This is a genomic window from Mycobacterium lentiflavum (genome assembly GCF_022374895.2).
Lineage (GTDB): Bacteria > Actinomycetota > Actinomycetes > Mycobacteriales > Mycobacteriaceae > Mycobacterium > Mycobacterium lentiflavum.
Window position 1 is genome coordinate 144,604 of sequence record NZ_CP092423.2, and the last position, 18,893, is coordinate 163,496.

Here is an 18,893-nt window from a genome sequence, read left to right on the forward strand (position 1 = left end):
CGGGGTGCCAGCAACCTCCGGTGGAGGCCCGCTCTCGTATGCTCACCGCGCTCCCAGCAAGACGACGTAACCTCGCGCAAGAAAACATGGACCCGACGGAAGGTGGGCCAGTTGTCTACCGGAGTTAACCATCGATACGTGATCGTCGGCGCCGGCGCGATCGGCGACACCGTGGGCGGGGTGCTGGCCCGCGCCGGAATCTCCATGGCGGTGGTCGCGCGCGGTCGGCATGCTGGCTCATCGCCTAGCTGAGACCCGTCTTCGTGCACTCCCTGGTGCATCCGGCACCATGATCTGATGCATCCCTTCCGCAAGGCGGTCGAGGACCGCGACGAGGCAGCCATCCAGGCTTTGCTGGCCGACAACGTGGTCTTCACCAGTCCCGTGGCGTTCAAGCCCTATGTCGGCAAGCCGATCACCGCGGCGATTCTGCGCGGCGTGCTGCGGATCTTCGAGGACTTCCGCTACGTCCGTGAGATCGCCGGCGGCGACGGCCGCGACCATGCTCTGATCTTCGAGACCGGCATTTCCGGCGTGCCAGGCGTAAAGATCACCGGATGCGACTTCCTGCATTTCGACGAGGACGGCCTGATCGACGACTTCATGGTGATGGTGCGTCCGCTGTCCGGGGCGACCGCACTTTCCGAGGCGATGGCCGCCCAGTTCGGCCGGATCCAGGAGGAGGCCGTCCAACTGGCCGAGAAGTTTGCCACCGCTTGACAGCGGCGCTATTTCAGGAGCGCACCGAGGATTCCGACGCGCCCGGCGTCGGCTTCGCGGCGCAGCACCGTGGTGGCCAGGTCGAACCGCGAACCGGGAATCGTTTCGTTGACGAACGGATTTCCTGTCCACCAGGTGATGCGGCAGACCCGGTGAGTGATCCGCCAGCCGACCGGAGTGCGTACAAGCGCATCGTCGTACCAGCCACTGCCGTCCCAGAGGGGGTTGCCGTCGACCGCCTTGCGCACCAGCCGCCAGGCGCCGTTGCAGAAGCTGTGCGCGCGGTCTTGATCGACCTGGATGACATGGCTGGACATGGTGTGCTGGGTGGAATCGAAAGGGTCATGGAACGTGGCGAACTCGGACTTGAACCGCTCACGTCCCGTCCAGCGTGACGTCGGACCGTAGTCGACATCGACGTCGTCGGCGAAGATCCGGTCGAACAGTTCCCAGCGCTGGGAATCGACGGCCAGGCCGTAGAGGTTCACCAATTGAGTAATCGCAATAACGTCGCTGGTGGTCATGGTGCTGGATCGTAGGCGCGGAGGGACAAGAATGAAGATTCGCTTCGGGGTCGGACTGGGTGCGGACAGCACGCCTGATCAACTCGCCGGCATTGTCGATCATTTGGAGAGCAGCGGCGTCGACTCGCTGTGGTTCTCCGAACTCGTCTATGCCCCGACGGTGGATCCGATGGTCGGGATGGCCTATGCGCTCGCCCGCACCACTGAGCTGAAGGTGGGCACTTCGGTGGCAGTGCTGCCAGGACGGCATCCGGTGCTGGTGGCCAAACAACTGGCGTCGTTGGCGGCCATCGCACCCAAGCGCGTTCTTCCCGTCTTCGGTTTGCGGTCGGCGATTCCGGCCGAGCGTGAGCTGTTCGCGGTCCCGGATGGACAGCGCGCGGCGGTGTTCGATGAATCGCTGCGGGTGCTGCGCTCCGCGCTGTCCGATGATCCGGCCAGCTATCACGGCCAGTACTTCACCGTCACCGGGGCGGTGATAACGCCGAAACCTGCTCCACCACTGGACATTTGGCTGGGCGGGTCGGCGCCGGCGGCATATCGGCGGATCGGCACCTTGGCGGATGGCTGGTTGGGCAGCTTCCTTACCCCAGCCGAGGCGCGCGCGGGCCGCGAGGCGATCGAGCGGGCCGCCGAGCAGGCCGGCCGCCAGATTGAACCGGATCACTTCGGTATTTCATTGGGTGTCGCCGATGGCGAGTTGTCGCCGGAGTTGGTCGCGGCGGCCCGGCGGCGTCGTCCCGACGTCGATCCTGCCGACCTGATCGCCGCGGGCTGGGATCAGTTGCATCGCCAACTCGACGGCTATCTGGATGCGGGGTTGACGAAATTCGTTATTCGCCCGTCGGGTCAAGTATCGGTGGACGGCTTCGTCGATCGATTCGTCGCCGAGCTGGCGGGTCGGCAGAACTAAGCGCCATCCGACGGGCTGATGGCCGCGATGCCTAGGCTCGAGAAGTGACCATCCCCTACGACGTGGCACTGCGTGACCGGATTCGCGAGCATCTCGCCAACCATGACCGGCGGGCGATGACCGATCCCACCAAGCGGCACGCCGCGGTTGCGGTGGTGCTGGTCGATTCGGAGGTCGGGGAGGACCGGGTCGATCCGGTGTCGGTGCAGGACTGGAATGCCGGTCGCCCGATGCCGGCAGACGACCTGGACGGCCGCATGGTCGACGTGTCGGGCGGAGCGGCATTTCTGCTGTGCCGCAGGGCTTCTCGCCTCACCTCGCACGCGGCGCAGTGGGCCCTTCCCGGTGGCCGGCTGGATGCGGGCGAGACGGCCGTGGACGCGGCATTGCGGGAACTGTGGGAAGAAGTGCGGATCGCCCTGCCCGGCTCGACGGTGTTGGGTCTGCTCGACGACTACCCGACCCGATCGGGTTACGTCATCACGCCGGTGGTGATCTGGGGCGGCGGACGGCTCGATCCCGATCCGGCTCCCGACGAGGTCGTCGCCGTGTATCGGGTGGGGCTGCACCAACTGCAACGCGATGACTCGCCGCGATTCATCACCATCAAAGAGAGCCCGCGACCGGTCGTGCAGATCCCGCTCGGAAACGACCTCATCCACGCACCGACCGGGGCGGTGTTGTTGCAGCTGCGGTGGTTGTGCCTGGAAGGACGCCACGATCCGGTGGACCACCTCGAGCAACCGGTATTCGCGTGGAAATAGTTATCCGACAACTTCATTGGTAGCCGACTGGGCCATCAGCGGTCGGCTGGGAATGCGCTCGCGGAGAACCGGCGCGACGTCGGACTGAAACAGCTCCAGGCTACGACGCTGCTGGCTGGCCGTCACACCGTCGGTGTCGGCGGACAAGTGCATCACTTCGTGGCCGAGCTGCTCGTGGTAGCGACCCACCTTGTCGATAATCTGCGCGGGACTGCCCACCAATGCGGAGCTTCGTTCGACGAAATCCTCGATCGAGTCGAACACCACCGGGGCCCCAGCGCGGCGCGCGAAGGCCAGGCGCGCCTCGAACATCGGCCGGTACGCTGCCACTGCTTCCTGCGACGTTCGGGTGACGTAGAACCCCGCGGTTCCTGCGCCCACCAAGGCATCCTCGGGGTTGTGTCCGTAGAACTGCCACCGCTGCCGGTAGTGGCGCACCAGCTCGGCATAGGGCTCGACGGGATTGACGACATTGGCGGAGAAAATCGGATCACCGTGACGGGCCGCGAGGTCCACGGAGTCCTTGCTGGTGGCGCTGCCGTGCCAGATTCGTATCCGGTGCTGTAGCGGCCGGGGAAGTGCCTTGGCGTTGACGAGGGGCGGCCGGAAGGTGCCCGCCCACGTCACGTTCTCGCTCTCCCAGAGTTGGCGAAACAGCTCGTAGCCTTCGCGGTTGCGGTCCCACTGGTCCTCGGCCGTTACGCTGAACAACTGGGCTTGTGCGGCGCCGTTGCCCTTGCCGATGATCAGCTCAAGACGCCCGCCGGACAAGTTGTCGAGCGTGGAGTAATCCTCGAACGCGCGCACCGGATCGAGCAGGCTCAACGTCGTAACCCCGGTGAACAGACCGATTTTCGAGGTCCGCGCCGCGATGTTACTCAGCACCACCGGCGGTGACGAGGAGATGAACGGATCTTCGTGGCGCTCACCGACCGCAAAGCCGTCGAAACCCAGCTCCTCGGCGAGCACCGCCTTGTCCAGGACATCGCGAAACCGATCGGCGGGGCTGCGCTGTTTGCCCGAGACCGGATCCGCGACGTGCGTGATCAGCGTTATCAGCAGAAACTTCATTGATATATACGAACCGATGGGTTCTCGACTTCATTCCATTCGGGCGGCGGTGTAAGAGCACGCCGATATGTACAGCTCGCGCACGAACGCGCAATCGATCTAGCCAGATGCCGGTCGCCGGGGGCAGACTAACGAACGACATTGCCGCTGATCGATTCAGGAGTGCCCGTGACGACCTATGCGTTCGACCCGGAAATTGCCGCGGTGCTTCCATACCTGCCCGACCTGCCGGGCGAAGATCCGTTGGCGATTCGGTCGGCGTTGTCGGAGATGGTTGCTCAGCTTCCGGTGCCGGACACCACCGGAGTGCGGATCGAAGATCGCGAAATCCCGGGCCGCGACGGCGATCCCGCGATTCCGATCCGCATCTACCTGCCCGAGCAGCGCAGCGCCCCGGCCGGCGTGTACAGCGTGCACGGGGGCGGGTTCGTCGCCGGAGACCTCGAAACCGAACACGGCACGAATGTCATCCTTGCCCGCGAACTCGGCGTCGCCGTGGTGTCCGTCGACTACCGGCTCGCACCCGAAACGCCGTTCCCCGGAGGCCTGGAGGACGTGTACGCCGGGCTGGTCTGGGCGGCCGAGAACGCGCACGAATTGGGCATCGACCCGCAACGCATCGCCATCCACGGGACGAGCGCCGGAGGCGGACTCTGTGCGGCGCTGGCGCTGCTGGCTCGCGACCGCGGCGGGCCGCACATCGCATTTCAGTTCCTTTCGGTGCCCGAACTCGATGACCGACTCGCCACGGCGAGCATGACCGACTTCACCGATACGCCGTTGTGGAACCGCCCCCGAGCGATCCTCAGCTGGGACTGTTATTTGGGCGCCGGTCGCGCCGGAACCGACGACGTGCCGATCTATGCCGCGCCGGCTCGTGCCACCGATTTGACCGGTCTGCCGCCGGCGTACGTCTCGGTTATGCACTTCGACCCACTTCGTGACGAAGGCGTCGCCTACGCGTTGGCCATGCTGGCCGCCGGCATCAGCGTCGAATTACATCTATTCCCAGGAACTTTCCACGGTTCGATGTTGATCCAGGACGCGGCGATCTCGAAGCGCGAAGAGGCGGAGAAGATCGCGGTGTTGCGCCAAGCGCTAGCACTGTAGCGGTCAAACAGGACGAAATTCGCTCTGCCGGTGGTTGTTTCGGCGCAGCCGCAGCGCCCGGGCGGCGGCGGTCGCCGACGCCAGCACCGCCATCACCGTGAGGATGGTCGCAGCGGCTTTTGCGGACCCGATGGTGCTCAGCAGCATCGGCAGGCCGAAGCCGATATAACTGACCGTGTAGAACGTTCCGGTGAGGGCACCGCGCAAGTGCTGCGGCGCAGCGGCTTCCAAGTCGATCAGGCCCTCGCGGAGCAGCAGGCCCGACGCGCAGCCGAGAACCACCAGTAGCGACAACGCCACGGCCAGCGGCATGGTCGACGGCGCTGCCGCGGTCACCGCGTAGCCGAGTGCGGCCAGCGCGGCGCCGACGGTGCCGGCCTGCGGACCCCACTGACGTGCGCGGGCGATCAATTGAGTGGTGCCGCTGACGCCGTTGGCAATCAGCGCTGCGGTGCCCGCGGCCAGCGGGGCGGCGAGCCCGGTGTGCACGTGGGTGGGGATCGTGACGAAGGCAAGAGTCGCCGAGGAGTACACCCATGGCGACAGCGGCAGTGCCCAGCTCAACGCGCGCCCGATTTCGGGACGTGCCGACGCGGCCTGCTGCTGGTCGGACGCGGGTACCGACGCGGTCACGTCCGCGCGCTGGGCTGCCACCACCGCGACGACCGTGGCGAGCACGACCAGTGCCGCGGCGATTGCGAACGACTGCCACAGCCCGGATTGCCCCACCGAGGCGATCACGCCGGATGCGAACGGGCCCACCGCGAAACCGGCTGTCAGAACGGCTCCGGCAACCGCGGCGCCGGCCGGCCCCCTCATGTCCGAAGCCCATGCCGTGCACGAGCTGACCACCAGCCCGACACCGGCCCCGACCACCAGACGGCCCCCGAGCAAGACCGGGGAATGCAGCGACAGCAGCATCGCGACGGTGCCGGCCAGCGCGGTGATCGACCCCGCCCACGCCACCGACTGGCGCCCCAGCACGTCCGATAACCGGCCGCCGATGAGCAGGCCGGGCAGCAGTCCCACCGCGTAGATTCCGAAGATCGCGTCGAGGGTGGTCCTATCGAGGTGCTGGCGATCGCTTAGCGCGGGGATCAACCCGGCGAAGTGGTTGGCCGCCCAGCCTGTTGCCAGCAGGACGACCAGCACCGAGGCGAATAACGGTGCGGATCCTCTAGATTCACCATGCTCGTCGTGTCCATGCGGTTCCACCGGCGCCGGTTGCGCCCGGCGCGGCACTGCGACATTCGACCTGCACACGAATTCCTCCCCAGTCTCTGCACGCGGTTGATCGACGAACTGTGTATCGCGGTGATATCGGCCACAGCGTTCTGCTTTTGAAGCGCGTCGCGAAAATTAGCGCTGCGCCTTGTCCACAGACGGCGCCGCTCGAGCGGTTATTCCGACTCGCGATACAACGACAGTTGTCAACCCGGAGACTGCCCAGCGGGGCGGGGTTTGAATCATGCCAGAAGCAAACCTGGTGGTCTGTCAAGGCGGTTCCTAGGCTGCGCGGGTGATGTCGACCAATCCGGCGCCGGCCCGGGTGTCTGTTCGTGGTGTCGACCGGACGTTCGGAACGCATACCGTGCTGCACGAGGTCGACATCGAAATCGAACCGGGCGAGGTCGTCGTGCTGCTCGGCTCGTCAGGTAGCGGCAAGTCGACACTGTTGCGGCTCATCGCCGGACTCGACAGTCCGACCGGGGGACGGATCGAAATCGACGGCGAAGCGGTCCGCGGAATCGACCCACGTTGCGCGGTGGTGTTTCAGGAGCCCCGGCTGCTGCCCTGGCGATCCCTGGCCGCGAACGTAGAGTATGGTCTGCCGCCCGGCACGCCACGTGCGAAAGGCTCCGGCGCAGTTACCCACTGGCTTGAGGTCGTCGGGTTGCGCGAGTTCGGCAAACATTATCCACGGCAAGTCTCGGGCGGTATGGCGCAGCGCGCCGGCCTCGCGCGGGCCCTGGTGCGACGCCCGCGCGTCCTCTTGCTCGACGAGCCGCTGGCCGCGCTTGACGCGCTGACCCGACTGCGGATGCAGGACCTGCTCGACGCCGTGCAGCAAGAGGCGGGCACGACAACGGTGTTGGTGACCCATGATGTGGACGAGGCCGCGATCCTGGCCGACCGAGTGCTGATTCTGCGCGCGGCTCCATCGGGCGGCGCCCGTATCGCCGCGACACACGAAGTCGCAATCCCCAAGCCACGCGATCGCGGGGATCCGCGAATCACGGCGTTGCGAGAGCAATTGTTGGACGAGCTCGGCGTACCCCGACGGAGCAGTGAGGCAAAAGCATGGTGAAAAGTCGTTACCTGAGCGCGATTTCGGTGATCGCCGGCGTTATCGCGGTATCGGGCTGCGGTTCGAACGGGAGTCCTACGGCGTCGAAAGACATCCATCTGGACTACGCCTACTACAACCCGTTGAGTCTGGTGGTGCGTGACCAGCACCTGCTGGAAAACCGCGGCTACAACGTCACGTGGGTGCTGTCCGCGGGCAGCAACAAGGCCAACGAGGGGCTGCGGTCTAAAGCACTGGACATCGGCTCCACCGCCGGTTCCGCCGCATTGGTCGCTCGGGCCAACGGAACGCCGATCAAGGTCGTCGACCTCTACGTAGGCGGTGAGTGGACGGGCCTGGTCGTCACCAAGGACTCGCCGATCAATTCGGTGGCCGACCTGAAGGGCAAAAAAGTAGCCGTGACCAAGGGCACCGACCCGTACTTCTTCCTGTTGCAATCGCTTGCCACAGGCGGACTTTCACCGAGCGACATCGAGATCGTCAACCTACAGCATGCCGACGGCAAGACCGCGTTGGAACGCGGCAACGTTGATGCGTGGTCCGGGTTGGACCCGTTCATCGCGCAGACCATCCAGCAGCAGGGCTCGCGCTTCATATACCGCAACCCGAGTTTCAACACCTACGGCGTCTTGGACGCCCGCGAGGATTTCATCGCCGATCACCCCGACGCTGTGCAAGCGGTGGTCAACAGCTATGAGGAGGCCCGGAAGTGGGCGAAAGCACATCCCGATCAATTGGCGGCATTGCTGGCCTCGCAGGCGAACATAGCGCTGAGCGTGGCGCAGGAGGAGCTGACCCGGACGCTGGTCGATATCGACTCGGTGCCGGGGGATCCGGTGCGCACCGTACTGGCGCGGGTGGAGCCGCTCGCGGTAGCCGATTCCGATATCAAGTCCGACGACGCGGGTCGCAACGCGCTGAGCACGCTGATCGAGCCGAAATACGCCCAGCAAGCGCACTGACGTCGCGGCCCGGCCGACTGGCGAAGCTGCCGCTGGCGTTAGTGGGGTTGATTGTCCCGGTGCTGCTGCTGGTGACCTGGCAGCTCGCCACCGCGGTCACGGGGTTCTTCTCGCCCAGCCAGCTCCCCGCGCCCGGTGACGTGGTGTCGGCGCTGGGCGCACTCGTCCGGCGCGGCGATCTCTGGACTCACCTGCAGGCCAGCGGTTCTCGGGTGCTGGTCGGCTATCTCGCGGGCGCCGTCACGGGGCTCACACTGGGTTCATCGGTCGGGCTGTCGGTATTCGTGCGCCGATTGCTCGCGCCGACTGTCGCGGCGTTTCGCACAGTGCCTTCGCTGGCATGGGTTCCGTTGCTGCTCTTATGGTTTGGCATCGACGAGACGCCGAAGATCCTGATGGTCGCCATCGGCGCATTCTTTCCCGTCTACACGACGACGGCATCGGCGCTCTCACACGTCGACTCGCAGCTGGTGGAGGTGGGACGGGCCTACGGTCGGCGCGGCGTGTCACTGCTCGCCACGGTGATGTTGCCCGCCGCGGCACCGGAATTGGTGAATGGGCTGCGATTGGGGCTGGCCAACGCGTGGCTGTTCGTGGTCGCTGCCGAACTGATCGCGTCTTCGAAGGGCCTCGGGTTCCTGTTGCTGGACAGTCAAAACACCGGCCGCACCGACGTGATGTTGGTGGCCATCGTCCTGCTGGCCGGGCTGGGCAAATTGACCGACAGTGCGTTGGCCGCGGTGGAGAAGCGGCTGGTGCGGCGGCGCTAGTGGGTTATCCGCGGCGGCGCAACACCGGTGTCACCAGCTCGCCGGTGTTCAGGTAGGTCTCGAGGTTGCGGATCGTCAGCAGCGCCATTGCCCGTCGGGTGCGGGCGGTCGCACTACCGATATGCGGGAACAACACCACGTTGTCCAGATCGTAAAGCACCGCAGGCACATTGGGCTCATCGGCGAACACGTCCAGGCCCGCTCCGCCCAGTGCGCCGGCGGCGACCAACTCCACTAGCGCGTCCTGGTCGACGACGCTTCCACGGGCAATGTTGATCAGATAGCCCTCGGGGCCCAGCGCCTCGAGGACGGAGCGGTCGACGAGATGACGAGTCCGCTCGTCGCCCGTGGTTGCGACGACCAGCACGTCGACCGATTCGGCCAACTCGAGCGGCGACTCAGCGTAACGATATGGCGATCCGTCGATTTTGTGCCGGTTGTGATAGGCGATGGCACAGTCGAATCCGAGCAACCGGGTAGCGATGGCCGATCCGATGCGGCCCAATCCCAAGATGCCGACCTGAAGGCCACTGACGTCTCTGGCGTACGGGAATTGTCCCTCGCTTGCCCATCGCCCCGCTCGCACGTAGCGGTCGGCGGCGCCGAAGCGGCGCAGCGTCATCAGGATCAGCCCGAGTGCGGTATCGGCAACGGTGTCCGACAGCACATCCGGAGTATTGCTTACCCCGATGCCCCGTTTCCCGGCCGCGGCCAGGTCGATCAAATCCACTCCTGCGCCATTGTTGACTATCACTTCCAGATTGGGCAGGGCGGCGATGGTTTCGGCGTCGACACCGTAGCGGCCGGAGGTCACCACCACGCGAATCTGCGCACCATGCTGCGCCAGGAACTCGGCCCGCTGCGGACCGCTTGGGAGTAAGGGAATTTCGTAGCGAGCCCCCAGCTCTCGTTCGAAGGTGGGCTCGAAGCTGTTGCCGATCCGCAGCACGTCGCTCGTCTTCTCGACCGTCACCTTTGCATCATCTCCCAACTCATCCGGGTTGGCATCGCCGAATGGTCAGCACACGAGGTACGAAACGCCGTGCATGATCTTGCCCGGAATTCCGCAGTGCACGGCTGACTTAGCTGCACAATGACGCGATGCGGATCGCAGATAGCGCCCATCGATTCCTGTTGGCCATCGCAGTGCTGGTCGCGTTGGTGGGATGCGGCGCCAACCACGGTGCTGCATCAGGGTCGGGCGGCGGCGGCGACTTTGCCGGTCCGATCGAGATCGGCAATGGCCGCCATCTCTACCTCGAATGCCACGGAAGGGGCAGTCCGACAATCATTTTGGAATCCGGATACCACAACTCGTCGGATCCGTGGAATCAGTCCGAGGCGGTCGCCCCAGCGGTCGGTCCGGGTGTGCTGCCGGCACTCGCCGACGACCACCGCGTTTGCGCCTACGACCGGCCCGGCACCTTGCGCTATCCCGACCCGCCCAGCATCAGCGACCGCAGTTCACCGGTTGCGATGCCACGCACCGCTCAAGACGTTGTCCAGGATTTGCATGCCCTGCTGGCCGCCGCACATCTGCCGGGCCCCTACGTTCTGGTCGGGCATTCGCTCGGTGGGCTGTTCATCCGCCTGTACGCGCAGACCTATCCCGAACAGGTGCGGGCATGCGCGTTCGTCGACGCCTTCACCGTCGAGATTCCGAGCCTGATGGGATCGGACTGGGCCCTTTACCGCCAGCAGTTGGATCATCCGTTGCCACAGTTCGCGAACGTGGATTCGTTCGAGGTGATCGACATCGACAAGAGCGTCGCGCAGGTCGCGGCGGCCCCGGCCTTCCCTCCGGTGCCGACCGTCGTGCTGACGAGAACCGAGCCGTTCGCGGTTCCCGGCAGCGTTTCGGATGAGCAGAGCGCCACGCTGGAGCGGGCCTGGCGAGACGGCGCGTCAGATCTGATCGCGCTGCGTCCGCAAACCCCCCACCTGATCGCGACCGACAGCGACCACTTCATCCAAATCCACCAGCCCGACCTGGTGGTGGCCGGTGTACGTCTGCTGGTGCAGAGGTCTGTCGAAAATCGCTGACGAAACACTCCGGCATACTCGGCCCAATGATGGTAGTGCTGGCTGTGGTCGCGGCGGCCGAACTCGGCGGCCTGATCGCGCTCGGCGTGCTGCTCATCGTGTCCAGACGGCAGCTCAGCGGCGCACGCGCTGCGCTCGAGCGCAGCCGTCGCGGCGGTGGCCAGCGCCGACGCCGCCGCGGAGTCGCGCCCTTGGCGATCAGAACCGCGTTCAAGACGGCCGATTCACTACTGACCAAAGGCGTCGGCGCGACGGTGCGCAACTCGGTCGAAGACCTCGCCGGCTGGGCGCGGGTGGAACGGCCCGACCTTGCCCGGCTCACCGCCGACGGCGATGTGGTGATCGCGTTCTCCGACATCGAGAATTCGACCGCCCACAACGAGGCCCTGGGCGACCGGGAATGGGTCCGGGTGCTGCAACAACACAACAGGCTCATCCAGAAATTCGTCGACGACCACGGCGGTCACGTCGTGAAAAACCAGGGGGACGGCTTCATGATCGCCTTCGCCGATCCCCGCCAGGCCGTGCTGTGCGGCATCGGTGTCCAACGCGCCCTCCTCGAAGACACCGACGGCATTCGCGTCCGGATCGGCATGCACCTCGGACCGTCGGTGCGGCGCGGCGACGACCTTTTCGGGCGCAACGTCGCGATGGCGGCCCGGGTCGCCGGACAGGCCGACGGCGGCGAGATCCTCGTCAGCGAGCCGGTGCGCGACGCGGTCGACGGCGCCCCCGATATCGAGCTCTGCGCACCGTGCGAGGCCGAATTGAAAGGCTTCCAGGGCAGCCACCACCTCTACCCGGTCTCGGTTTCCGAGACTGGTTAGAAGAACGTCCCGGCATGGGGTGCCTCGGAAACGGCGAACAACCGATCGGCCACGGCCAGGGTCGCCGGATCCTCGGCCCGCGCCAGCCCCGCCATGGCCAGACTGCGCCAGGTCGTGCCGCCCAGCAGCGCCGCGCCCAGGCCCTCAATCCCGACGTGCAGATCGGCGGGACGGCTCGTGGCTTCGGCCCCATCGCCACTAATCGTGTAGCTTGCCGAATTCTTCGGCAGCAGTGGGTCGTTGACCGCGACGGTGACCGCGCCGTCGCTGGCGTAGGACCGCGCCGCCAGCGCACGTTCGGCGTCGATGACACGCAGCCATGTTTCGTCATGCACCGCGGTCACCTTGACCGCCCGGCGATCGACCAAGAGCAACGGCAGCGGATCATCGAGCGGCAGCATCCAAAACGTCACTCGGTCAATCAGATCCAGCCCGAACAGGAAGCGCAGCAGCCCAAGGTAGGCGTCGGTGGTGGGGGCGAAGAAATCCTCGACCACAATGGTGCGCTGCTCGCTGACAAACCACCTGTCGGTGTCGATCGGGCGGTAGCGGACGAAACCCGACTCGCTCCCGGCCTCCCCGTGCACGGCGACATACCAAGCCCCAGAAGACAATTCGGTGCGCAGCCGCACACCCTCCCACCACACTGCGGGCCGGTCGATGGTCCCTGCCCGGGATGGGCGATTCGCGTCGTAGATGCCAGGCAGGACTTCCCAGGCCTCGGCGGCGCCGACAAGTCGCACCGGGCCACCCGCCCCGACGCCGGGACGAAACGCCGCCCGCGCGGTCGTAATCTCCACGTTCTGAGCCAAACTCGCCACGCCGTAGCCGTAGCGCCCGTAGATCGTCGCCTCCGAGGCCCGCAATGAGGCGACCACCTCACCCCGCGCGGTGAAGTCGTCCAACTGGTGACGCATCAGGGCGCTGGCGATCCCCCGCCGGGTGAACGACGGCAGCACTCCGACGTCTGTCACGGCGGCGTGGTCGACGACGGCCCCACCGGGCAGGGTCAGCGAGCTCGTGGCGGCGTATGCGGTGCCGACCAATTGTCCAGCGTCGAACGCGCCGACCATACGCCCGGGGTCGAGCATCTTGGTGATCTGGCCGGGCGGCAGGTCCGGAATCGGCGGAAACCCCACCATTGCTACGCGAAACAGGTTTAGCGCAGCGACGAGGTCGCTCTCGCTGTCGAGAACCCGGATCTCGGTAGTCACTCCGACATCATGGCGGGTGCGGTCAGCGCCGGATCAGTCAGCCGCCCCGTCTGCCGTGGGACGGCACCAAGAGACGCAACCTCACCCGATCGATGTGATCCCCGCATTGGAGATCGTGAACCCCTTGCCCGACGACACGGTGCAGGTGACTCCGTCGGGCTTCGATGAACAGCTGAAGGGACCGACGCCGGCGGTCTGGTCGTAGGCGAGGATGGGCGTGCCCTCGCCAGCGTTGCCGAGGCAGGAAACACCCTTGCAGGTGGTGACGACTCCGCCGGTGGACAGGGTCACGGACTGTTGCGGTTCGTTGGTCTGGCAATAGGACTCGTCGGGGATGCCCGGGTCGCGCTTGTAGTTGACCTCGCAGCTGATGTTGCGCGACGGAGACAAGAACGCGCACATCGACGCCGTGCAGGCCGGGTTATCCGCGGCGGCCACCGGCATTCGGACCCAGCAGCTAACGACGAGAAATCCGATAATCGCAACCGCACGCTTCATATCGTCAAACCTAACGGATGGGCAGCCCGGTCAGCGCCCGCGAAATCACCAGGCGCTGGATCTCGCTGGTCCCCTCGAAGATGGTGAAGATCTTCGCGTCGCGGTGCATCCGCTCCACCGGGTAGTCGCGGGTGTACCCGTTGCCGCCGAGGATTTGGATGGCCTCGTCGGTGACGTAGACCGCGGCCTCGCTCGCGACCAGCTTGGCCATCGAGCCCTCGGCGGAGTCGAAGTTCTGGTTGTTCCGGGCCATCCAGCCCGCCCGCCAGACCAACAGGCGGGCGGCGTCGACCCGGCTCTTCATGTCGGCGAGCTTGAACGCCACCGCCTGGAACTCGCCGATCTTACGGCCGAATTGCTCACGCTGGCAGGCGTATTCGAGCGCATATTCGTAGGCGGCCCGGGCCACGCCGACAGCCATCGCGCCGACAGTCGGCCGAGTGCGCTCGAAGGTCTTCATCGCCGCCTGGCCACCCGCCGAGGCGCCGGATTTGACCCGCGCGATCCGGGCCTCGAATTTCTCGCGGCCGCCGAGAATGCAGTCCTCGGGCAACCGGACGTTGTCGAGGACCACCTCGGCGGTGTGCGAGGCACGGATGCCGTGCTTCTTGAATTTCTGCCCTTGCGAGAGCCCCTTGGTATCCGGCGGGATGACGAACGACACCTGGCCGCGGGTGCCCAGCTCCGGATAGACCGACGCCACCACGATGTGCACGTTGGCAATACCGCCGTTGGTTGCCCACGTCTTGGTGCCGTTGAGCACCCACTCGTTCGTCGCCTCGTCGAACCGGGCCCGGGTGCGGATGGCGCCGACGTCAGAACCCGCGTCGGGCTCCGACGAACAGAACGCACCGAGCTTGGGGTCGCCGGGGGTACCGAACATCTCGGGCAGATACTGACCGAGCTGCTCAGGAGTTCCGTTGCCCGCCAACGCCGCCGCGGCCAGGCCGGTCCCCATGATGGACAGCGCGATGCCGGCGTCGCCCCAGAACATCTCCTCGAACGCGGTGAGGAAGCCCAGGCCGGTCGGTTCGGCGGCCTGCTGCGCGAAGAAGTCGGGGGAGTAGAGGCCCACCTTCGCGGCCTCCTGGATCACCGGCCACGGGGTTTCCTCCCGTTCATCCCATTCGGCCGCGGCGGGGCGGATGGTTTCGGCCGCGAACTGGTGCACCCAATCGCGCACCTCGATGACGTCGTCACTCAGTTGCATCGAGAAAGTCATGGTTTTACTCCTGGAAGAGGTTGATATGCCTGGATTTTCAGGGTTTTCTGGGGTTGGTGTGTTGTGCGAGGACGCTGACGGTCTGGGTGACCCAGGCTTCGAAATAGCGATCCTCGTCGACGTTGCCCGGCAAGCGTCCGGACAGCGCCTGCAGCGTCGCCGCGTGCGACAGGGAAGCGATCGCCACGGCCGCCGCGGCCTCGGGATCGGGAATGCTGGTACGGCCGGAGCGATTGGACGCGGCCAGCTCGTGGGCGAACCGTTGGTAGGCGTTGTCGGTGATGACCTGCCAGGTCTTCTCGTCGAGGTCGCCGAGCTCTTCGGGCTCGCGCAGCATGACCTTGAGCAAATCCTCGCTTTGTCGCAGGTTGCTCCAGATCAGTTGACCGGCGGTACGCACTGCCTGCTCGACGCCGTCCGGCTGCCCGGCGTCGAACTGCTCACGCGCGGCGACGATGCTGTCGATGCGTTGGGTCACCGCCGCCTCCAGCAGTTCACGCTTGGAGGCGAAGTGCTTGTACAACGCGCCCGAGCCGGGGGCGAGGCCGGACGCGCGCTGGATGTCGGCGACCGACGTCGCAGCGTAGCCCTTGGCGGCGAACAGCTTCAGCGCCTCCGTCAGCAGTCGGTCGCGTCCCGAATCGGCCACGGTGAGAGAGTACTCACTCACCGTGGCAATGGCAAACCGCTTTCGGTCGCATGCACCACGACGGCTACCCGGTCGAGGTGTTGATCCGGCGGCCCAAAATGTTCAGGCCGGTATCAGCTTGAGCGGAAGGTGTCGATGTCGGCGGATGATGTTGTTCACTGCCCAGACGGGTTGCCCGACGACCTCGATACGATCCACCCGTTCCAGCAGGGCGCGCAGAATGGCAGCGGTCTCCATCCGGGAGAGTCCCTGACCGGCGCAGGCGTGGGTTCCGTGGCCGAAACCGATGTGGCGGCCGGCATCGCGGCGGATGTCGAAGATTTCGGGTCTGTCCCATTCGTTCTCGTCACGGTTGGCTGAGGCGTACATGACCAGAACCCGTGATCCGGCAGGTATTGGCGTGCCGGCGATCTCGGTGTCGTGGCGTACCTGGCGGGCGAACGCGCGCAGCGGCGATTCATAGCGAATCACTTCGTTGACGGCATTGGGGATGAGCCCGGGGTTCTCTTTTGCCAGCCGCCACTGATCGGAGTGTGTACCGAACAGATACAGGGCGTTGGAGATAGCGCTGATTGTCGTGTCCAGTGATGGGGCGATGTAATCGATCATCAGTGCCGAGCAAGCGGCGTAGCTGAGCTGGCCGGCGTCGGCGGCGCAGAGCAGTTCGTGCGCCATGCTTCCGTCCAGGACGTTGCGGTGCCGCACCACACGACGGGCGAACAGCAGCATCTGCAGGCTGCGTCGAGTCGCTTTCACGGTTTGCCAATTGAGTGGGCCCAGGACGTCGAACGTGGCGCCGGCCCATTCGATCAGATGCTGACGTTGATCCCGGGGCCAGCCGACGAGATCGGGGACGATAGCGAGCGGCAGGGCTGTCGCCAGATCGGCGACAGCGTCGACGGTGCCGCGTCGTATCGCCGCGTCGACCACGGTATCCGCCATCTTTTCGATGGTTTCGCTGACGGACCGCAGTGCCCTGGGCAGCAGCCGGTGCGCAAGAAGCTTCCGCCGTTGATCGTGTTCGGTGCCGTCACTGTTGAGTGTGGTGCCGCGCGATAGTCGGTTGCTGAACGGGTTGAGCGCGACGCCGCGTCCGGAGATGAACGCCGAGTCGTTGCGCAGTGTGGCTTTGCACTCGGCGTAGCGCGGCAATGCGTAAACCCGGTGCCGGTGCAGCCGGACCACCGGGCCGGCGTCGCGCAGTCGCCGATAGTGCGGGTAGGGATCGAGAACGGCGGCGCGGCTGTAGATGTCATACCAGTAGGCGGTAGCGACATCCTTGCGCCCCTTGCTCATGGGGAATCTCCTCGCTGCCCGGTAGGGCCGCTCCTCCGCGTGACTCGCTGAATCTGACGAAAGCGTCACATATGCCGATCGCCTCAGTCAATAGATCCTGATCAAATCGCCGCTGTGCGGTGTACCGCCAGGAGTCGAAGTGCCTGTATGCACCGGGGGTGGCGGTGCGCAATGCTGGACCCGTGGTCGCGGGTTCGGCGCACGGGGCCCGGCCCGATCGACCAACGACGGAGGGATCGCAGTGAACGACGAGCAACGCAACGCGATGGCGTCGGGGCGTGGCTTTATCGCCGCGCTGGACCAAAGCGGCGGCAGTACGCCAAAAGCCTTGAAGCTGTATGGGATTGAGCAGGACGCGTACGACAACGACGAGCAGATGTTCAACCTCATCCACGAGATGCGCGAGCGCCTGATGGCCAGCCCCAGCTTTTCCGGCGACAAGATACTGGCAACGATCCTGTTCGAACAGACCATGGACCGGGCCATCAACGGCGAAGACACCGCGGCCTATCTGTGGAAGCAGAAGCACATCGTGCCGTTCGTGAAAGTCGACCAGGGCCTCAGCGATGCCGAAAACGGTGTCCAGCTGATGAAGCCGATGACCAAACTCGATTCACTGCTGGATCGGGCCGTCGACAAGGGCATCTTCGGCACCAAGATGCGCTCGTTCATCCAAGAGCCGAACGAGGCGGGCATCAGCGCCATCGTCGACCAGCAATTCGAATACGCCGCCACGATCGCCGAGCGCGGAATGATGCCGATCGTCGAGCCCGAGGTCAGCATCAACAGCCCGGACAAGCCCAAGGCGGACGGCCTGCTGGTGGCGGCGCTGTACGCAAAACTCGACGAGCTGCCGGGTGACCGGCAGGTGATGCTCAAACTGACGTTGCCCGACGAAGACAACCTCTACGCGCCGCTGATCGACCACCCCCGGGTGCTGCGGGTGGTCGCGCTGTCCGGCGGTTACAGCCTCACCGAGAGCTGCGAGATCCTGGCCCGCAATCACGGCCTGATCGCCAGCTTCTCGCGGGCGTTGACCGAGGGACTGACCGCCCAGCAGAGCGACGCGGAATTCGACGAGAAGCTCGGTTCGAACATCGCGGAGATCTACGCGGCGTCGACCACCTAGCGGGGGCCCGGGTCAGCGGGCCGGCGGCGAGACCTGGATGACGCTGCCGTCGGTGCCGACCGCGATGGACCCGCTGAGCGGCCCGTCGGACGCGTGGATGCGCAGGCTCAGCGAGCCGTCCTTGCGGGACTCGATGGTCAAGGTGGTCCGGTTGGCGTCATAGATGTGCAGCGTCTGCGGTGCCTGCTGCACGACACCGAGGACAGCCTGCACGTCGAACTTGGCGAGGTCACCCACCGCCGAGTTCGGCAAAGCGGCAGGAGTGGGACCAAGGTTCATCCAATTGCCGTCGCGGTACACCCACGTCACGACCTTGCGCGCATTGGCGGTGTCCGGACGCAGCACCACCGCTTGGTCTTGGTAGACGTTCAGCTGATAGCCGAGCGTGTCGCCGAACTGGGTGCGCATCTGCGCCAGCAGTCCGGTCATCCCGGCGAAGCTCAGCAATTGCTGCGGCTGCGGTGTCGCACTCGGGGTGTTGCCCGCGGAGCCGATGGCCGCCGGCGAGGTGGTCAGACTCGGTGCAGACGTACCTGATGGCCGGTTCCACTGCATCACGGCGAAACCGGCGCCCAGCAGTAGGAGCACTAGGGCCGCCGCGCCCGCGATCCGGATGACCGGGCTACCGACTTTCGATGCCGGGGCCGCCGGTGCGACCGGGGTGTGCTGGATTTGCAGATCCGACATCAGCGAGTGCAATTCGCTCAGGGTGGTGGCCTTGGTTGCGGCGCTTACCCGCTGGCGGTGCTCTTCTGTCGACAGTTGGCCATCGCCGAGGGCCGCGTCGAGCGCCTGACAGGTGTTGTTGCGATCGCCGTCGGTAGCCCGGATGTTGTCGCTGACCACAGCAAACATCGTAGGAGGCGCGCTGAA

General features: G+C 65.7%; 21 protein-coding genes. 11 read left to right on the plus strand and 10 right to left on the minus strand.

What is annotated here, in order from left to right; all coding sequences use genetic code 11:
- Positions 1 to 111: 111 nt before the first annotated feature.
- Positions 112 to 252 (plus strand): 2-dehydropantoate 2-reductase N-terminal domain-containing protein, encoded by a 141-nt coding sequence (locus tag MJO58_RS00715; protein WP_239721705.1) that lies wholly within the window; start codon positions 112 to 114, stop codon positions 250 to 252.
- 45 nt (positions 253 to 297) lie between these two features.
- The gene (locus tag MJO58_RS00720) at positions 298 to 720 is read left to right on the plus strand and encodes a nuclear transport factor 2 family protein (protein WP_239721706.1); all 423 of its coding nucleotides are present in this window, start codon (positions 298 to 300) and stop codon (positions 718 to 720) included.
- A gap of 8 nt (positions 721 to 728) precedes the next feature.
- On the opposite strand, the gene MJO58_RS00725 is transcribed toward MJO58_RS00720, so the two are convergent.
- Positions 729 to 1,244: a nuclear transport factor 2 family protein gene (locus MJO58_RS00725; RefSeq protein WP_239721707.1), complete on the minus strand. Its 516-nt coding sequence runs from the start codon at positions 1,242 to 1,244 to the stop codon at positions 729 to 731.
- A 31-nt stretch (positions 1,245 to 1,275) separates the two neighbouring features.
- Between MJO58_RS00725 and MJO58_RS00730 the strand changes: the two genes are divergently transcribed.
- Positions 1,276 to 2,157: a TIGR03854 family LLM class F420-dependent oxidoreductase gene (locus MJO58_RS00730; RefSeq protein WP_239721709.1), complete on the plus strand. Its 882-nt coding sequence runs from the start codon at positions 1,276 to 1,278 to the stop codon at positions 2,155 to 2,157.
- Between the two features lie 44 nt (positions 2,158 to 2,201).
- A complete protein-coding gene (locus tag MJO58_RS00735; RefSeq protein WP_090598170.1) occupies positions 2,202 to 2,921 on the plus strand; it encodes an NUDIX hydrolase in 720 nt (239 codons plus the stop codon).
- Here MJO58_RS00735 and MJO58_RS00740 read toward each other — a convergent pair whose 3' ends face one another.
- Positions 2,922 to 3,992 carry an LLM class flavin-dependent oxidoreductase gene (locus MJO58_RS00740; protein ID WP_090598172.1) on the minus strand — a complete coding sequence of 357 codons (1,071 nt, stop codon included), beginning with the start codon at positions 3,990 to 3,992 and terminating at the stop codon, positions 2,922 to 2,924. It abuts the gene before it with no gap.
- Positions 3,993 to 4,160: 168 nt separating this feature from the next.
- On the opposite strand from MJO58_RS00740, the gene MJO58_RS00745 reads away from it, so the two are divergent.
- Positions 4,161 to 5,102 (plus strand): alpha/beta hydrolase, encoded by a 942-nt coding sequence (locus MJO58_RS00745; protein WP_239721711.1) that lies wholly within the window; start codon positions 4,161 to 4,163, stop codon positions 5,100 to 5,102.
- A gap of 3 nt (positions 5,103 to 5,105) precedes the next feature.
- On the opposite strand, the gene MJO58_RS00750 is transcribed toward MJO58_RS00745, so the two are convergent.
- The gene (locus tag MJO58_RS00750; RefSeq protein WP_434086289.1) at positions 5,106 to 6,317 is read right to left on the minus strand and encodes an MFS transporter; all 1,212 of its coding nucleotides are present in this window, start codon (positions 6,315 to 6,317) and stop codon (positions 5,106 to 5,108) included.
- A 334-nt stretch (positions 6,318 to 6,651) separates the two neighbouring features.
- Here MJO58_RS00750 and MJO58_RS00755 point away from each other — a divergent pair, with 334 nt between their 5' ends.
- The 3 genes from MJO58_RS00755 (at position 6,652) to MJO58_RS00765 (ending at position 9,142) form a co-directional block, all read left to right on the plus strand.
- The gene (locus tag MJO58_RS00755) at positions 6,652 to 7,410 is read left to right on the plus strand and encodes an ABC transporter ATP-binding protein (RefSeq protein ID WP_239723476.1); all 759 of its coding nucleotides are present in this window, start codon (positions 6,652 to 6,654) and stop codon (positions 7,408 to 7,410) included.
- Positions 7,404 to 8,372, plus strand: a complete 969-nt coding sequence (locus tag MJO58_RS00760; RefSeq protein ID WP_434086290.1) for an aliphatic sulfonate ABC transporter substrate-binding protein — start codon at positions 7,404 to 7,406, stop codon at positions 8,370 to 8,372. Before MJO58_RS00755 ends, MJO58_RS00760 begins: the two co-directional genes overlap by 7 nt.
- A gap of 71 nt (positions 8,373 to 8,443) precedes the next feature.
- Entirely contained in the window at positions 8,444 to 9,142 is a 699-nt protein-coding gene (locus MJO58_RS00765) for an ABC transporter permease (protein ID WP_239723478.1), read from the plus strand.
- A gap of 4 nt (positions 9,143 to 9,146) precedes the next feature.
- Here MJO58_RS00765 and MJO58_RS00770 read toward each other — a convergent pair whose 3' ends face one another.
- Positions 9,147 to 10,115, minus strand: coding sequence for a 2-hydroxyacid dehydrogenase (locus MJO58_RS00770; protein WP_239721714.1), 969 nt, complete (start codon positions 10,113 to 10,115; stop codon positions 9,147 to 9,149).
- A 128-nt stretch (positions 10,116 to 10,243) separates the two neighbouring features.
- Between MJO58_RS00770 and MJO58_RS00775 the strand changes: the two genes are divergently transcribed.
- Together MJO58_RS00775 and MJO58_RS00780 are read left to right on the plus strand one after the other, a co-directional pair.
- Complete coding sequence (locus MJO58_RS00775; protein WP_239721715.1) at positions 10,244 to 11,185, plus strand: alpha/beta fold hydrolase; 942 nt, start codon at positions 10,244 to 10,246, stop codon at positions 11,183 to 11,185.
- Positions 11,186 to 11,214: 29 nt separating this feature from the next.
- Positions 11,215 to 12,012 carry an adenylate/guanylate cyclase domain-containing protein gene (locus MJO58_RS00780; RefSeq protein ID WP_239723479.1) on the plus strand — a complete coding sequence of 266 codons (798 nt, stop codon included), beginning with the start codon at positions 11,215 to 11,217 and terminating at the stop codon, positions 12,010 to 12,012.
- Here the strand turns inward: MJO58_RS00780 and MJO58_RS00785 are convergent.
- The 5 genes from MJO58_RS00785 to MJO58_RS00805 form a co-directional block, all read right to left on the minus strand.
- Positions 12,009 to 13,226, minus strand: a complete 1,218-nt coding sequence (locus MJO58_RS00785; RefSeq protein ID WP_239721717.1) for a GNAT family N-acetyltransferase — start codon at positions 13,224 to 13,226, stop codon at positions 12,009 to 12,011. The two genes, MJO58_RS00780 and MJO58_RS00785, sit on opposite strands and share 4 nt — an antisense overlap.
- A gap of 81 nt (positions 13,227 to 13,307) precedes the next feature.
- Positions 13,308 to 13,724 (minus strand): hypothetical protein, encoded by a 417-nt coding sequence (locus MJO58_RS00790; protein ID WP_239721719.1) that lies wholly within the window; start codon positions 13,722 to 13,724, stop codon positions 13,308 to 13,310.
- A 10-nt stretch (positions 13,725 to 13,734) separates the two neighbouring features.
- Positions 13,735 to 14,946, minus strand: coding sequence for an acyl-CoA dehydrogenase family protein (locus tag MJO58_RS00795; RefSeq protein ID WP_090598188.1), 1,212 nt, complete (start codon positions 14,944 to 14,946; stop codon positions 13,735 to 13,737).
- A 37-nt stretch (positions 14,947 to 14,983) separates the two neighbouring features.
- Entirely contained in the window at positions 14,984 to 15,595 is a 612-nt protein-coding gene (locus MJO58_RS00800; protein ID WP_090598190.1) for a TetR/AcrR family transcriptional regulator, read from the minus strand.
- 102 nt (positions 15,596 to 15,697) lie between these two features.
- The gene (locus MJO58_RS00805) at positions 15,698 to 16,891 is read right to left on the minus strand and encodes a cytochrome P450 (RefSeq protein WP_239721721.1); all 1,194 of its coding nucleotides are present in this window, start codon (positions 16,889 to 16,891) and stop codon (positions 15,698 to 15,700) included.
- Positions 16,892 to 17,132: 241 nt separating this feature from the next.
- On the opposite strand from MJO58_RS00805, the gene MJO58_RS00810 reads away from it, so the two are divergent.
- Entirely contained in the window at positions 17,133 to 18,020 is an 888-nt protein-coding gene (locus MJO58_RS00810) for a fructose bisphosphate aldolase (RefSeq protein ID WP_239721723.1), read from the plus strand.
- A 12-nt stretch (positions 18,021 to 18,032) separates the two neighbouring features.
- On the opposite strand, the gene MJO58_RS00815 is transcribed toward MJO58_RS00810, so the two are convergent.
- Entirely contained in the window at positions 18,033 to 18,866 is an 834-nt protein-coding gene (locus MJO58_RS00815; RefSeq protein WP_239721724.1) for a DUF1707 SHOCT-like domain-containing protein, read from the minus strand.
- Between the last annotated feature and the right edge of the window lie 27 nt (positions 18,867 to 18,893).